Below are 16,473 nucleotides of genomic sequence, written 5' to 3' on the forward strand. Positions count from 1 at the left end.
GACAAACCCGGGGTGGAAGTCGAGAGCACGGATCTGTTCGTCGGCACGGAGTCCGCGCCACGTCAGCTCGTCCGGGTCGCGGTCACCGTGCCGCGGCCGGAGCCGGCGTGGGTGCGGATCACCGGGCCGCTGATCCGCACACCGGAACCGGTGCGGGTGGCGGCGGGTCCGGACGAGGTCGTGGCCGAGGTCGGCGTGGTGTTCTCCGCGCCGACCACCGCGGGCACGTCCTATCCGGCGACCGTCGTCGTCGCGCCGGTCAGCGGTGCCCCGCCGTTCGCCTGGGACGTCACCGTGACCGTCGCGGAGACCGGGTGGACGATGTGGATGGTCTCGCACTTCCACTACGACCCGGTGTGGTGGAACACCCAGGCGGGCTTCACCGAGACGTGGCTCGACCTGCCGGGCGCGCAGGCGAAGCGGATGCCGTTCCAGCTCTCGGCGTTCGACCTGGTGCGCGCCCACCTCGACGCCGCCCGCGAGGACGAGGACTACCGGTTCGTGCTCGCCGAGGTCGACTACCTCAAGCCGCACTGGGACGCGTTCCCCGGTGATCGCCACGACCTGCGCCGGTTCCTGCGCGAGGGCAGGATCGAGATCGTCGGCGGCAACTACAACGAGGCCAACACCAACCTGACCCACCCGGAGTCGACGATCCGCAACGCGGTCCACGGCGTCGGGTTCCAGCGCGACGTGCTGGGTGCCGATCCGCAGTCCGCGTGGATGCTCGACGTGTTCGGGCACGACCCGTCGTATCCGGGGCTGATGGCGGACGCGGGGCTGACGTCGAGCGTGTGGGCGCGCGGGCCGTGGCACCACGTCGGGGCCAAGCGGCACACCGGTGACATCACCAGGATGCAGTTCCCGTCCGAGTTCGAGTGGATCTCGCCGAGCGGCCGCGGTGTGCTCACCGCCTACCTGGCCGACCATTACGTGGCCGGGTGGGACATCGAGCGCAAGTCCGATGTGGACGAAGCGATGGCGGAGGCCTACCGCCAGTTCTCCACGTTGCGCAAGGTCGCGGCCACGCGCAACGTGCTGCTGCCGGTCGGGCATGACCACAACGTGCCGTCCCGGTTCTGCACGGAGATCCACCGCGAGTGGAACGCCCGGTACGTCTGGCCGCGCTTCGTCGTCGGGCTGCCCCGCGACTTCTTCGCCGCGGTGCGGTCCGACGCCGCCGCGCGTTCGGTGACGTTCAGCCCCCAGACCAGGGACATGAACCCGGTCTACACGGGCAAGGACGTCTCGTACATCGACACCAAGCAGGCGCAGCGCGCGGCCGAGGTGGCGGTGCTCGACGGCGAGCGGATGGCGGCGCTGACCACGTTGCTGGGAGGCGGACATCCCGCTTTCGCACTGGACAAGGCCTGGCGTCAGCTGGTGTACGGCGCGCACCACGACGCCATCACCGGCACCGAGTCCGACCAGGTCTACGTCGATCTGCTCACGGGGTGGCGGGAGGCCGACGAGCTCGGCCGTTCGGTGCTGGGTGACGCGATCGAGCACCTGGCGTCCCGTGCCGACACGACGGGACCGGGCGAGGCGGTGATCGTCGTCAACACCCTGGCGTTCGCGCGTGACGCCGTCACCACCGTCACGGTTCTCCTGCCCGGATTCCGCGGTGCTCGCGTCACGGACGCCGACGGCCACGAGGTCTCCGCGGCGACCGAGGCGGTGGTCCGGCACCCGGACCGCACGCTCGAACTGACGCTGACGTTCGTGGCGCGGCAGGTCCCCGCGAACGGCTACCGGGTCTACCGCGTGGTCGACGCCCCCTCGCTGCCGCCGTTCTGGATGCCGAAGACCGGCACTTCCATCTCCTCGTCCTCGTTCGTCGTGGAGGCCGATCCCGAGCGCGGTGGCGCGTTGTCCCGCGTGTACGACGTCGCCGCCGGACGCGAACTGCTGCGGCCGGGCGGCCTCGCGGCGGAAATGCTCGTGCAGGAGGAACACCCCGGTCATCCGGTGTGGGGCGAGGGGCCGTGGCACCTGCTGCCAAAGGGCCCCGGCGCCACCGCCGGACAGGCCGACGTGCACGTCGAGACGAGCCCCGCCGGCGAACGGATCGTCAGCCGCACGCTCCTCGGTGACCTGCGGATCACCCAGCACGTGACGCTGTGGCGTGATCTGCCGCGCATCGACATCCGGTCCTTCGTGGACGGTTCCATCGGCCAGGACCGGTTGCTGCGCAGCAGGTTCGCCTTCGACCTGCCGGGCGCGCTGCCCGTGGCCGAGATCGGGTTCGCCGCGGTCGGCCGGTCGTTCGGCTTCCCGGACGTCGACGCGGCCACGCACCTGTGGACGCTGGACAGCCCGGCACACACCTGGGCCGGCCTCTCCACGCCCGTGAAGTTGCGTCTGTCCAACGGTGATCTGCACGCCATCGGTGTCGCCGAGGTCGTCGCCGACGACGCTCGGGAGCTGATGGCCGCGCTGGTCGCCAAGGGCGTCACCGCGACGTGCACGCGTCCGGAGGGTCCGCGCTACGGTTCCCTCGACGTCGACTCGAACCTGCCCGACGTGCGCATCGCCGTCGGCCACAACGAGTTCACCGCCGCGGTGCTCGACAGCGCGCCCGAGTACCGCCCGGCACTCGACGAGACCGGCAGGGTGTTCGTCCCGGCCTCGTATCCGCGGGCCCAGCAGTGGGTGGCGAACGCCGACCTGCGCGGCCCGCGCGACCTGCCGGTGCTGATCGTCACCGACGTCGAGGCGTTGATCGCCGACCTCGCGGACGCGTGCGTCGAGGTGGCGGGACCGGGCGGTACGACGGATCCCGCGACCGACCACTCGGTGGCCGTGGTCAACCGCGGCACGCCGGGGTTCGTCGTGGCCCCGGACGGCACGCTGCACGTGTCGCTCATGCGGTCGTGCAGCGGCTGGCCGGCCGAGGTGTGGATCGACGGCGACCGCCGCACCGTGCCGGACGGGTCGAGCTTCGCCTGGCAGCACTGGTCCCACACGTTCGAGCTGAGCCTCGTCACCGGTGCCGGGGACTGGCGCCAGGCCGGGTTCGCCCGCGCCGGGCAGGACGTCAACCATCCGGTGCACGCCCGCCACGTGCCGTCGACCACCGGTGACCTGCCGCGCGAGCTGAGCCTGCTGACCGTGTCGCCGCCCGGCGTGCTGCTCACCGCGGCGAAGACCCGCGGCAACCCGCTCGCGTCCTGCACCGACGACCACGGATCCGACCTCGCCGTGCGGGTGTACGAGTCGACCGGCACACCGGTGACGGCCACCGTCTCGCTGCACGGAGGCGTCGAGGCGGCGTATCGGACGGACCTGCTGGAGGAACGGGACCTCGAGCAGCTGACAGTCCACTCAGGACGGGCCGAGGTCGCGCTCGGCGCGGCCGATGTCGCGACGCTGCGGCTCGTACCCGCCACCGCGCTCCCCCACACGCCCGTCGAGTCCGTGGAGCCCGTCCAGCCGATCTACACGAAGTACTGGCGCCACAACGCTGGTCCGGCCCCGATCGGCAACCTGCCGGTGACCGTGCACGTCACCCCGTCGTTCACGCGGCTCGCCCCCGGCACCACCGGCCGGGTGCGCCTCACCATCAGCTGCAGCGGCACCCCGGCCAAGGGACGCCTCGACTTCACCGACGGCCAGTCGTGGGACTACGACCTCGCCGCCGGTGAGTTCGCCGAGTTCACCGCCACCGTCAAGGCCCGGCCCGGCCGTCACCTGCACTCCGCCCGCATCCGCGACCACCTCGGCCAGGTGCTGGAGGACACCGTCGAGGTGGTGTCCGGTCCCACCACGGACCGGACGCTGGTCGACGTCCTGCTCAGGGCAGGTGCTCTGCTGCTGGCCCCCGGTGAGCACTCGCTGCTGCCGGTGACGCTGCTCAACCGGGTGCAGAGCGAGGTGCACGGCGAGGTCACCGTGGTCAGCCCGTTCGGCACCTGGGGAGACGACGTCACCATCGGTCCGCGCACCCAGCCGTTCGTGATCCCGCCCGGAGGCAAGATCACCGTGCCCGTGACGGCCACCGCGGCACCCACCGCCCGTCGCGGCGGGCACTGGTGGACGCTGGTGCGGGTGGCCGCTCACGGCAGGCTGTACTACTCGCCCGCGATTCCCGTCAGCGTGAGGTGACGATCACCCAGGGCGCGGTAGGTGAAGCTGTCGAAGTCGGCCCACGAGTGGCTCGGCTCGCCGTCGCTGGTCGCGTACAGTCCGATGTGGACACCGGTGAACCCGCCCGCGACCGGCGTGCTGAGGAACCGTCCGTCGAACGCGGGCCCCAGCAGCTGCCACTCGCCGGAGCCGGACGCGACCAGCGCCTGGTGGTCCTGGCCCACCGCCTCGAACCCCAGGCGCACAGGTCCCTCCTCCACCACCGCGGTGGCGAGCACCTCCTCACGTCCGCGGATCCGGCGCACGAGGGTGACCTCGCGGTCCGCACCGAGCAGCAACCGGAGGTGGTTGTCGTTGTTCTGCAACAGCACCAGCCCCGCCGCTTCGGCCGGGCCGGCCGGTGCGAACTCCAGCACGCACGACGCGTGGAAGCTCTGGTGCTGCTGGCGCCGCACCAGCGCGCTCGGCGTGACGAGGCCGGTGATCGACTCCGGCCGCAGGCGCAGCCGCAGGTGGCCTGGGCGTTCGGTGAGCGACCAGAACTTCTCCTCCGGTGTGCGCAGGAACATCCAGGCGGGGCCGAGGTCCGGCGCGTCGAAGTCGTCGGTCGGCTGGGGCTCCGACCACGGGTGCACGAGCAGGTCAGGCACGGGATAGGCGGCTTCGACGCGTCCGGTGCCGGGACTGAACACCGGCCCGCCGTTCTCCCACGACACCGGCACCAGGAAGGTCTCACGGCCCAGGTTGTAGTAGTAGCCGCCGTACGGCCGGGTCGCCAGCAGCACCGCGTACCACTGGCCGTTCTGCGTGCACACCAGGTCCGCGTGTCCGGCCGCCGCGATCGGGTGGGAACGGCCGAGGTGACGATGGGTCAGCACCGGGTTGAGCGGCGAGCCGCGGTAGGGCCCGGTGACCTCGTCGGCGAACGCCACGACCACCGAGTGCTCGAAGTCCGTGCCGCCCTCCGCGCACAGCAGCACGTACCGGCCGTCCACTTTGTACAGGTGTGGCGCCTCGGCCCACACGGCGTCGTGCATCGCGCCGTGGAACAGCACGTGCTCCTCGCCGATCAGCGAGAGCGAGCCGGCGTCGAACTCGCGGAGGTAGACCTCGGTCCGGCCGTCGCGGACCTCCCTGGTGGCGGTCCACCAGGCGCGTCCGTCGTCGTCGAAGAACAGCGACGGGTCGAACCCCGCGGCCTCTGGCAGCCAGTGCGGCTCCGACCAGGGCCCCTCGGGATCCGTGGCCGTCACCACGAAGTTGCCGCTCTTCCCCGTGCCGCCGACCAGCGTGCACACGACGTAGAACACGCCGTCGTGGTGCCGGATCGTGGGCGCGTACAGGCCACCGGAGGCACGGACGCCCTGCAACGGCAGCTGCGACGGCCGGTCCAGCACGTGCCCGGCGGGACGCCAGTGCACCAGGTCCCGGCTGTGGTAGAGCGGCAGGCCGGGGAAGTACTCGAAGGTCGAGGTGACGAGGTAGTAGTCCGGTCCCACCCGGCACACCGACGGATCGGGGTGTGAGCCGGGCAGGATCGGGTTCTGAAACTGTGTCAAGTGGACACTCCAGCTACGGGTTGATCCTGGTGTACGCGGGCTTCGGCCTCAGGTTGGAGTCGAAGAGGCAGGCAGCGCCCTCACCGGGGAACGTGCCCGGCACCCACGAGTGGCGATCGGTGTAGCCCCACGTCGTGAATTCCACGCACCGCGAGACGGCGTGGCAGTCGTCCCAGATCTGTTTGAACATGGTCGCCTGCTGGTTCAGCTTGTTCTGGTCGACGGGCAGCGGGATGCGCACGTCGGCCTCGGTGATCGCGATGTCGACGCCGAGCGCGGCCAGCCGCTGGAGGTTCTGCCGGAAGCCGGACGGGTAGCCGTACTTGGTCGCGAGGTGCGTCTGAATGCCGACGCCGTCGATGGGCACGCCCTGTTGCTTGAGCGTGCGCACGAGGTTGTACATGGCGTCGCTCTTGGCGTTCATGCCTTCGGTGTTGTAGTCGTTGATGTACAGCTTCGCCGACGGGTCGGCGGCGCGGGCGGCGCGGAACGCCTCGGCGACGAAGCCGTCACCCAGCCGCGTCTGGAAGATCGACTGCCGGCGCGAGCCGTTCTCCTCGAAGATCTCGTTGACGACGTCCCACGCGCGGATCTTGCCGCGGTAGCGGCCCATCTCGGTGTTGATGTGCTCCCGGACGACGTTGCGCAGCTCCGCGCCACCCAGGTTGTTCAGCCAGTTCGGGTACTGGCTGTGCCACACGAGCGTGTGCCCGCGCACGGACTTCCCGTTCTGCTGCGCGTAGTTGACGATCGCGTCGGCACCGGACCAGTTGAACTGGCCGCGGTTCGGTTCGACGACCGCCCACTTCATCTCGTTCTCGGGCGTGACGCTGTCGAACTCCCGCGTCAGCACCGAGCGGTAGTCGGCCTGGCTGCCCAGGGGCCCCGCGGCCACCGCGCTGCCCACGTACCGGTTGGTGATGTCCTTCAACGGTCCCGCCGCCGACGCGGGAACCGCTTGACCCACCGCGATCGCGGCCGCCGCCGCCGCAATCGCGAGGATCCTCCTGCCAAGGGGTGCGTGCAACTTCATTGTCGCTCCTTGAGGGGATTTGCTTACAACCGCTTGCTTTCCGGCGGTCCGAGGTAGCTCGGTCGCAGCCCGCCGGTGTCCACGACCAGCTTCTGCACCACGACGGTGGGATCGACCATCCAGAACCGGAGCACGTGCGGGCCTGGTGCGCCGATCACGTGCCGAGTGGCGGTGAGACTGACGTTGTCGGAGGTCAGGCGCTCCCACTGCCGGTTCATCCCGGTGTGGTCGGCGCCGGTCGCCGCGATGACGTCGACGATCTGGGGCGCCACGTCGTCGAACGAGACGGCATACCGAAGTCCCGGCGTCGGCAGCACAGCCGCGCGGGGCGAGAGGTACGCCCACACGGTCACCTCGCCGGGAGTCAGCAGCGTCATCCGGTACTCCAGGCGCGGTCCGCGGCCGGGTTCGTGGCTCGCCGCGGTCACCGGGAACGGCTTCATGCCCGCGCCGGTGCGGCCGATTCCGGGGATGCGCCGCCACTTCACGTCACCGGCGGCGATGTTGGCGCTGTGGTGCTCGGCCTCCATCGACACGTAGCCGTTGGCCTCGATGAAGCCCTCGCGCCACGCCCGCGGCACGTCCGGGTTGCTGATCACGGCCTCGACCGTCACCGTGCGACCGGCACCGGAGACGACAATCGGCACGCGGGTCCTGCCCTTCGGCGCCCGCGACCAGTCGACGTGCAGCTCTGCCCGCAGCTGCTTGGAGACCCTGCCCTTGCCCGGTGTGACGACGAGCCACCCGACCGCGGCGCGGATCGAGCAGTCGAACGGCTGCCCTCCCCTGTTGAAGACGTCGATGAACTGCGCCGGCTGGCTCTGGAACGGGCTGAACTCCGGCAGCACCGCGGTGTCCGAAGAGGACGGCCACCACTGGTCGGACCCGTCGATCGCCACCCCCATCTCGGCCGGTCCGGAGACCGTGATCCGCTGCACCGGCGGGAAGATCTCGTCCGGCAGCGCGACGTTGTCCTTCTCCGGCTGCTGCCACGGCGCGTTCGGGCCGTACCGCTCGACGTCGCCGTATCCGATGTGGGGCTGGGTCTGGAAGCCACGCCACTTGCCACCGGCGACCTGGGTGTTGAACCGTTCGGCCAGCGCGAGATCGTCGGCGAACCGCGCCTCTGCGGTGATCGCGAGATCGTTGGCGAGCGCCCTGCCCTGCCCGGCGTAGAAGATGTTCGTGAACTCCGCGCGCCGCAGTTCGTACAGGTTCGCGGTGGCCTTCACCTCGTACAGCACCAGCTCGAAGAACGCGTCCCGGAACGCGGCGGGCAGGCGTGCGGCGATCCGCTCGGCGCGCTCCCCCAGCGCGCGCCACTCCTCCGTGACGCGGTCGAGCTCGCGGTAGTGGACGAGGCTGAACGGCGTCTGCTTGTCGTCGTAGACGATCGTGCTGCCGTCGAGCGTGATCCTGCGGTTGAGCAGCTCGGGTTTGCGCCGCGCCTGGAGCCTGCCGTAGGTGTTCAGCACCGCGGCGATCGCCACGGCGGTGCGCCTGCCGAAGTTCTGCTCGGCGAAGTCGCGCTCCCACACGGGCAACCGCTCCAGCGGCATCGGTCGCCAGGCCTGGTCGAGGAAGAACTGGGCGGGCAGCTCGTTGCCCTTGAAGTCACCGACGTTGGCCACCCACAGCCGGGTGACGCCGTACTCGGCGGCCTGGTGCAGCTGTTCCCACACGTTGGCGATCGCGCACGTGTCGACCCACTTGTAGTTGCGGCCCACGCCGACGTAGTCGAAGTGGTAGTACAGGCCGTAACCACCGGCACGCGGTGGCAGCGACCGGTCCGGCAGCTTGCAGAGGTTGCCCCAGTTGTCGTCGGGGAAGACGACGGTGACGTGGTCGGGCGGGCGCAGTCCCTTCTCCCAGTACCGCATCACCTCCTTGTAGAGCGTCCACACCTGCGGCACGGAGGCCGGGTCGCGACCGGTGACGGTGGCGAGCACCTCCTGTTCGGCCGCGAGGATCGACCGCATCAGCTCGATGCTGTCGCCGTCGGGCAGCCGGGTGTCGCCGTTGCCGCGCATGCCGACGGTCACGACGCCTTCGAAGTCCTCGTCCACCATGCGTTTGATGCCGTCGGCCCAGTACGCCCTGATGGCCTCGGGGTTGCGGCGGTAGCTCCACTCGCCCGTGCCGCCGTACGGGTCGTGGCCCGGCGTGACGATGTTGCCGTCCGCGTCGCGCACCGCCGGCACGGCATGCCGGTTCCACTCCTCGATGCCGCGCATCATCGGGGCCTCGTGCGAGGTGCCCATGACGATGCCGTAGCGCTTCGCGGTGGCGTGGTTGAGCGGGTCGTCCTCGGCGAACGCCCGGCCCCACACGGCGGGCCAGACGTAGTTGCCCTTCAGCCGCAGGACGGTCTCGAAGATCTTCTCCCAGAACTCGTGGGTGAACCCGCCGGGATGTCCCGGCGCGTGACCGGGACCGAAGTAGCGCGGCGCCCACGTGCCCAGCGCCGGGTTCTCGTCGTTGATGAAGATGCCGCGGTACTTGACGAACGGCGTGCCGAGGCTGTGCCGTCCGGGGTCGACGTGCAGCTCGTCGCGGTGCTCCGGGGGCACGTCGTCCCACCAGTACCAGGGCGAGACGCCGATGCGCCGCGAGAGGTCGTAGGCACCGTAGATGGTGCCGCGCGGATCGCTGCCGGTGATCACCAGCGCGCGCCCGCCGCCGGTCCGCACCACTTCGGTGAGCGAGGTCTCCCACTTGCCCGCGATGCCGGTGACGTCGAGCTTTCGCGCCGCCACCAGGCCGTCGACCAGCCGGCTGCGGCCGAGTGACCCGATCAGCACCACGTCGCCGGCGGGGATCGTGTCGACGACCAGCGCGGGTCTGATCCCGGTGACGCGCTCGACGTCGGCCCGCAGGTCGTCCGCGACCCGCAGGACGCCAGGATGATCACCGCCGCTGACCGCGATCGTGGCGGCCCTTCGTTTCGACACGAGCGGAAAACGGCCGGAGCCGCCCTCGCTCGTCACGCGCTCGGCGGCGACCGCCGCCGTCGCCGTCGTCGCCGTCGCCGTCGAGCCCACTGCGGTCAAAGCCGCGAACAGTTGCAGGAAATGTCGTCGCGCGAGGTCCGAGTTCATCGTCGAACTCCTCTCCGAGCAGGGATCAGCCCTTCACCGAACCGGTGAGACCGCCGACCATGCGGCGCTCCGCGAGCACGAAGAACGTGAGCGCGGGGATCATGGACAGCGCGGTGAAGGCGAGGATCTTCGCGGTGTCCTGGCTGTGCTCGGACTGGAACATCGCCACGCCGAGCGGGAGCGTGAAGTTGGTGGAGTCGTTGAACACGAGCAGCGGCAGCAGGAAGAAGTTCCAGCTGCTGACGAACGCGAGCACGGACACGGTGGCCAGCGCGGGCCTCGACAGCGGCAGCAGGATGCGCCAGAAGAAGCCGAGCTTGGCCGTTCCGTCGAGCAGGGCGGCGTCCTCGAGCTCCACGGGGATCGCGTTCATGAACGGCCGCAGGATCACGATCGTGATCGGCAGGGAGAACGCCGCCTCCGGCAGGGCGACGCCGAGCGGGTTCTCCAGCAACCCGAGCTGGCGCAGCCACAGGTACAACGGCAGCGTCGCCACCCCGAGCGGGAACAGCAGGCCGAGCGTGAACAGCGTGTAGAACGCCTCGCGGCCCCTGAACGCGTAGCGGGACAACGCGAACGCCGCCATCGAGCCGAAGCCGACCGCGAGCGTCGTCGCGATCACCGCGATGAGCGCGCTGTTGCCGAGCAACCGCCAGAAGTACGGCGACCCCAGCACCTCGAGGTAGTTGTCCCACACCCACGGGCCCGGCAACCCGGCCGAGGCACGGTTGATCTGCGCCGTCGTGCGGAACCCGCCCAGGATCACGAACAGCAGCGGCACGACCGTGATGCCGATGACGGCGAACGCCGCGAGATACCCGACTCCGTTGCGACGTGACATCTCAGTTCACCGCCCTGGTCAACGCGCCGTCGGTGTCCCGGCGCAACGCGAACCTCTGGTACAGCAAGGCGAACGTGAAGCAGATGATGAAGAGGATCACCGCGACCGCGCTGCCGAAGCCGAACTCGTAGCGCTTGAAGCCGTGGTCGATCAGGTAGGTCGCCATGGTCGTGGACGCGTTGGCGGGACCGCCCAGCGTCATGATCCAGACCAGGTCGAACAGCTGCAGCGACCCGATCACCGCCAGGAAGATCCACACCCGGATCGTCGGCCCCAGCAACGGGAGCACCACGTGCCGGGTGGTCTGCCAGCTCGACGCGCCGTCGAGCGCCGCGGCCTCCCGCAGCTCCGCCGGAATGCCCTGCAGACCGGCCAGCAGCAGGATCACGCCGAACCCGATGTACTTCCACGTGATCACGACGAACAGCGAGTAGAGCACGATCTTCGGGTCGGCGAGCCACTGCTGCACGGCCCAGCCGAGACCGGCCCCGCGCAGCACCTGGTCGACGAACCCGCCCGGCTGCAGCATCAGCAGCCAGATCACCGCCGTCACCGCCTCGGACAGCACGTACGGCGCGAAGACCACCATCCGCAGGAACGTCCGGCCGCGCAGCTTCCGGTTCAGCAGCAGCGCGAGGCTGATGCTGAGCGGGAGCTGCACGATGATCGTGAGCGCCGCGATGATCAGGTTGTGCGCGATGGCGCTCTGGAACACGTCGCCGGAGAAGGCGTCGACGTAGTTGTCCAGGCCGACGAAGTCCGTCAGCGGGCCGAAGCCGTTCCACGAGTAGAGGCTGTAGAACGCGGCCACGCCGATGGGGACCAGCACGAACCCCACGAACAGCACCAAACCCGGTGCCAGCAGGAGAGCGAGCTCAAGTCGTGTGCGTGTGCGGGACCGCCGTGGGGTGCCCCCAGCCCGCGGCGCGTGCGAGCTGGGGGCGGTCAACGGCCGCGCGCTGGTCGCGGTGCTCATCACTTGTTCCCGGCGGCTGCCTTGGTCACCGACTGCACGATGGTGTCCGGACCGCCTTGGCCTGCGAAGAAGTTGGCGATGGCGTCGTTGAGCGCCTGTCCGACGTTGGTCGGGAAGGCGATGTCCAGGTAGAACTGCAGGTGCGGCGCGTTCGCGGTGTACTCCGCGATCTGCTTGTGCGTCTCGGTCTTCAGCGACGCCACCGCGGCCGGGTGCACCGGCAGGCCGGAGCCCGTCGCGGCGAGCTTCTTCTGCACCTCTTCGCCCACCAGGTGACCCAGGAAGTCCGCGCACGCCTTGGCCGCTCGTGACGTGCAGGAGAAACCGTCACCGCCGCCGAGCACGGCCTTCGGGTCGCCCTGCCCGCCAGGCACCGAGGGGAACGGGAACCAGCCGATCTTCGAGTCCAGGGCCTTGTCCTCGGACAGGGCCTGCATCACGTCGGGGTTCCAGTCGCCCTGCAGCTCCATGGCGGCCTGGCCGTTCGCGAGCATGCCGGCTGAGCTGCCGGCGCCCTGCTGGGCCGGCGTGCCGACGAACCCGTCCTGGAACGGCTTGGTGTCCAGGAACGCCTTGAGGTTCTCCCCGGCCTTGGTGAAGCACGGGTCGGCGAGCTCGGTCTTCTCGACGGCCTTCTTGAGCGCGTCGACCGAGCACTGGCGGATCGCGAAGTAGTTGAAGTAGAACGCGTCCGGCCAGCGGTCCTTGCCGCCGACCGCGATCGGCACCAGGTTCGCGGCCTTCAGCTTGGCCACGGCCGCGTTCAGCTCGTCCAATGTGGACGGTGGAGTGGTGATACCCGCGGTGGCGAAGAGGTCCTTGCGGTACCAGAACCCGACAGCGTGCATCTGGTACGGCACGCCGTACTGCTTGCCGTCGACCTGCCAGCCCTTCGCCGACTGACCCAGCGGGCCGATCCAGCTCGACGACGCCTGCGTGATGTCGGCGATCTTGCCGGAGCTGAGCTGCGACTTCAGCGAGCCGCCGCCCCACTGCTGGAAGATGTCCGGCGGCGTGCTGCCCTGCAGCGCGAGCGGCATCTTCGTCTGGAACTGCTCGTTCTGCAGCGGCTCGATCGTGAACGAGACGTCCTGGTGACTCTTGTGGAAGTCGTCGGCGATCTGCTGCCAGATCGTCTTCATGGGCTCGGTGGTCCGGTTGTGCCACCAAGTGAGCGTGACCGGACCGTTGGTTGATGCGTCGCCGCCGGAGCCGCTGCAAGCGGCGAGCACGAGCGTCGCTGCGGCGGCGAGAGCGACGGACAACTTGTGCACAGAGCGCATTGGGGTCCACTCCTGACGACGTCGGCCGGTTGGACGGAGAGAAATGGTGCGTGCGACGGCAGTCACAATTGCGCGTCGATCTCGCTGTGTCAATCGTTGTCGATAACGTTTTACACGGCTAGTCTCAGCCCCGTGCCCCCACGCTCCCGCGTCACGATCCGTGATGTCGCCGCTCAGGCAGGCGTCTCGGTCGCCACCGTGTCCAAGGTCCTCAACCAGCGCTACGGCGTCTCCGCCGACACGTTCGCGCGGGTCCAGGCCGTGATCAAGGAGCTCGGGTACGAGGCGAGCCTGGTCGCGCAGAGCCTGCGCAACCACCGCACGAACGTCATCGGGATCCTGGTCGCCGACATCGAGCCGTTCAGCACCGAACTGCTCAAGGGCGCGGCGGATGCCATCCGCGGCACCGGTTTCGAGCTCGTCGTGTACTCGGCGGGTGGCCGCACCGGTGATCCGGAGGGCTGGGAACGCCGATACCTCACGCGGCTCAGCGGCACGCTGGTCGACGGCGCCGTGCTGGTCACGCCCGCGGTCGACCTCGAAGGACTGCCGGGCACGCCGGTCGTGGCGGTCGACCCGCACACCGGGCGGGCGGCGCTGCCGACCGTCGACTCGGACAACCTGACCGGCGGCAGGCTCGCGACCGAGCACCTGCTCGCGCTGGGCCACCGCCGGATCGCGCTGCTCACCGGCCGCGAGGACCTGAAGTCCGCCCAGCAGCGCGAAACCGGCTACCGCAGGGCGCTCGCGGCCGCGGGCGTGCCGGTGGACGAATCCCTGATCCGGCGCGGCGACTACGAACACGACGTCGCGGCGGCCTCGGCGCACGAGCTGCTCAGCGGACCGGACCGGCCGACGGCCGTGTTCGCCGCCAACGACATCACCGCCATCGCGGCCATCGAGACCGCGATCGGCCTCGGACTGCGAGTGCCGGACGACCTGTCGGTGGTCGGCTTCGACAACATCCCCGAATCCGCGCTGTGCTCGCCGCCGCTCACGACCGTGCAGCAGCCGATCCGCGAGATGGGCCACCGCGCGATCACGTTGCTGGTGCGCCTCATCAACGGCGAGACCCCGGACGACACGCACATCACGCTCGGCACCGAGCTGATCGAACGTCATTCGACCCGCGCGTTGCCCTCCTGACTCTCCTGGAGATCATGTGACGACCGAAGCCACCACCTCGGGCGAACTCTGGCGCGACCCGCGCGTCGCCACCGCCGACCGCGTCCGCGATCTCATGGCGCGGATGACCGTGCGCGAGAAGGTCGCGCAGCTGTACGGCGTCTGGGTCGGCATCGACTCCGGCGGTGAGGTCGCGCCGCACCAGCACGACCTCATCGTGGAGCCGCCGAGCCTCGACGACCTGATCCCGCACGGCATCGGCCAGCTCACCCGCGTCTTCGGCACCCGTCCGATCGCACCGGACGTGGGCGCGCACAGCCTCGCCCGCACCCAGCGCCAGATCATCGCGGGCAACCGGTTCGGGATTCCCGCGATGGTGCACGAGGAGTGCCTCACGGGCCTGGCCGCGTGGCAGGCCACCGTGTACCCGTCCCCGCTGTGCTGGGGTGCGACGTTCGAGCCGGACCTGGTGCGGCGGATGGGCGAGCACATCGGCCGTTCGATGCGGCGGCTCGGCGTGCACCAGGGCCTCGCTCCGGTGCTCGACGTGACGCGGGACCTGCGGTGGGGCCGCGTGGAGGAGACCATCGGCGAGGATCCGCACCTCGTCGGCACCATAGGCACCGCCTATGTCGAGGGCGTCGAGTCGGCGGGCGTCGTCGCGACGCTGAAGCACTTCGCCGGATACTCCGTTTCCCGCGCTGGGCGCAACATGGCGCCGGTGTCCATCGGACGGCGCGAGCTCGCCGACGTGATCCTGCCGCCGTTCGAGATGGCGCTGCGTGCGGGCGTCCGGTCGGTCATGAACTCCTACACCTCCAACGACGGCGTGCCGGTCGCGGCCGATCCCGTGATGCTGACCGACCTGCTGCGCGGTGAGTACGGCTTCACCGGCACGGTGGTCGCCGACTACTTCGCGGTGGCGTTCCTGTACCGGCTGCACGGCGTGGCCGCGGACCGCGCCGGCTCCGCCGGCCAGGCGCTGGCGGCGGGCATCGACGTCGAGCTGCCCACTGTGGACTGTTACGGCGAGCCGCTGCTGGCCGAGATCGAGGCGGGCACGGTCGACCTGGCGCTGGTGGACCGGGCGCTGGAACGCGTGCTGCGGCAGAAGTGCGAGCTCGGCCTGCTCGACCCGGACTTCTCCCCCGAGCCCGACACCGACGTCGACATCGACGACCCCGCCGCCCGGTCGCTGGCCCGCGAGGTCGCCGAACGGTCGATCGTGTTGCTGCACAACGACGGCGTGCTGCCGCTGACCGGCAAGCGCCGCATCGCGGTCGTCGGCCCGCGGGCTGCCGAGCCCGGCGCGGTGATGGGCTGTTACTCGTTCCCGCTGCACGTCGGCGTGCACCATCCGGACGTGCCGATCGGCGTCGAGGTGCCGACGGTCGTGGACGCGTTGCGCGCCGACCACGACGTCACGTTCGCGCTGGGCTGTCCGGTGGTCGGCGGCACCGACGCCGAGATCGCCGAGGCGGTCGAGGCGGCTCGCGCGGCGGAGGTGTGCGTCGCCGTGCTCGGCGACCAGGCGGGGTTGTTCGGCGGTGGCACGTCCGGCGAAGGCTGCGACGCCACCGACCTCGTGCTGCCCGGCAGGCAGGAAGAACTGCTCGAGGCCCTGATCGCGACGGGCACCCCGGTCGTGCTGGTGCTGCTGTCCGGCCGGCCGTACGAACTCTCCAGGCAGATCGACCGGCTCGCCGCCGTGGTGTGCGGCTTCTACCCCGGCGAGGAGGGCGCCACGGCGCTCGCCGGAGTCCTGAGTGGACGGATCAACCCGTCCGGCCGGCTCCCGGTGAGCTTCCCCGGCGCCGGTTCCTCCCAGCCGTCGACCTACCTCACCGCGGGCCTCGGCGCCCGCAGCGAGGTCAGCACCGTCGACCCGACCGCGCTGTTCCCGTTCGGACACGGGCTCACCTACGCGCCCGTCACGTGGGTGTCAGTGGAGGCCGACGCGCGGGAGTGGCCGACCAACGGCACCTGCCGCGTGGTCACCACGCTGCGCAACGACCACGACATCAGCACCACCGAGGTCGTCCAGATCTACCTGCACGACCCGGTGGCCGAGGTCGCGAGGCCCGTGCGGCAGCTGATCGGCGCGGTCAAGGTCGACCTCCAGCCGGGGCAGACCCGCACGATCACCGCGGTGCTGCACGCCGATCTCACGTCCTACACCGGACGGGCTGGGCATCGGCAGGTGGATCCCGGTGAGGTCGAGCTGCGGGTCGGGCGGTCCAGCGCGGACGTCCACACCGCGGTGCCGTTCACGCTCACGGGTCCGCGACGCCGGGTCGGGTTCGACCGCGCGTTCGTGCCGGTGTTCGAGATCGGCGACTGACCGCCTGCACGGCTCCCGCGACGTGGCGACCCTGCGCGGCGTGCAAGTCCGGGATGAAGGGTCCCTTCATCGACTGAACCGCTCCCCGGAAGTTGGACTGGTAATCCAGTTCCGGCTCTCGGGGAGTGGTT

9 protein-coding genes are annotated in these 16,473 nt (G+C 70.2%); 3 read left to right on the plus strand and 6 right to left on the minus strand.

Features of this window, described 5'->3' with window-relative positions; genetic code table 11:
• Positions 1–12: 12 nt before the first annotated feature.
• The gene (locus tag IEZ09_RS10425) at positions 13–4,104 is read left to right on the plus strand and encodes a glycoside hydrolase family 38 N-terminal domain-containing protein (RefSeq protein ID WP_189253417.1); all 4,092 of its coding nucleotides are present in this window, start codon (positions 13–15) and stop codon (positions 4,102–4,104) included.
• Here the strand turns inward: IEZ09_RS10425 and IEZ09_RS10430 are convergent.
• From IEZ09_RS10430 to IEZ09_RS10455, 6 genes are all read right to left on the minus strand, one after another.
• Positions 4,071–5,645, minus strand: a complete 1,575-nt coding sequence (locus IEZ09_RS10430; RefSeq protein WP_189253418.1) for a glycoside hydrolase family 43 protein — start codon at positions 5,643–5,645, stop codon at positions 4,071–4,073. The genes IEZ09_RS10425 and IEZ09_RS10430 overlap by 34 nt on opposite strands.
• A 13-nt stretch (positions 5,646–5,658) precedes the next feature.
• Positions 5,659–6,678 carry a glycoside hydrolase family 10 protein gene (locus IEZ09_RS10435; RefSeq protein WP_229812424.1) on the minus strand — a complete coding sequence of 340 codons (1,020 nt, stop codon included), beginning with the start codon at positions 6,676–6,678 and terminating at the stop codon, positions 5,659–5,661.
• A 23-nt stretch (positions 6,679–6,701) separates the two neighbouring features.
• Positions 6,702–9,776 (minus strand): glycosyl hydrolase 115 family protein, encoded by a 3,075-nt coding sequence (locus IEZ09_RS10440; RefSeq protein WP_189253419.1) that lies wholly within the window; start codon positions 9,774–9,776, stop codon positions 6,702–6,704.
• Positions 9,777–9,801: 25 nt separating this feature from the next.
• A complete protein-coding gene (locus tag IEZ09_RS10445) occupies positions 9,802–10,617 on the minus strand; it encodes a carbohydrate ABC transporter permease (protein WP_189253420.1) in 816 nt (271 codons plus the stop codon).
• 1 nt (position 10,618) lies between these two features.
• A complete protein-coding gene (locus IEZ09_RS10450; RefSeq protein ID WP_229812425.1) occupies positions 10,619–11,455 on the minus strand; it encodes a carbohydrate ABC transporter permease in 837 nt (278 codons plus the stop codon).
• Positions 11,456–11,592: 137 nt separating this feature from the next.
• Complete coding sequence (locus IEZ09_RS10455; RefSeq protein ID WP_189253422.1) at positions 11,593–12,876, minus strand: ABC transporter substrate-binding protein; 1,284 nt, start codon at positions 12,874–12,876, stop codon at positions 11,593–11,595.
• Positions 12,877–13,008: 132 nt separating this feature from the next.
• Here IEZ09_RS10455 and IEZ09_RS10460 point away from each other — a divergent pair, with 132 nt between their 5' ends.
• A complete protein-coding gene (locus IEZ09_RS10460; RefSeq protein WP_189253423.1) occupies positions 13,009–14,022 on the plus strand; it encodes a LacI family DNA-binding transcriptional regulator in 1,014 nt (337 codons plus the stop codon).
• 16 nt (positions 14,023–14,038) lie between these two features.
• Positions 14,039–16,342 (plus strand): beta-xylosidase/alpha-l-arabinosidase, encoded by a 2,304-nt coding sequence (locus IEZ09_RS10465; protein ID WP_189253424.1) that lies wholly within the window; start codon positions 14,039–14,041, stop codon positions 16,340–16,342.
• Positions 16,343–16,473: the final 131 nt, after the last annotated feature.

Source organism: Lentzea flava, from assembly GCF_014648475.1.
GTDB classification, from domain to species: domain Bacteria; phylum Actinomycetota; class Actinomycetes; order Mycobacteriales; family Pseudonocardiaceae; genus Lentzea; species Lentzea flava.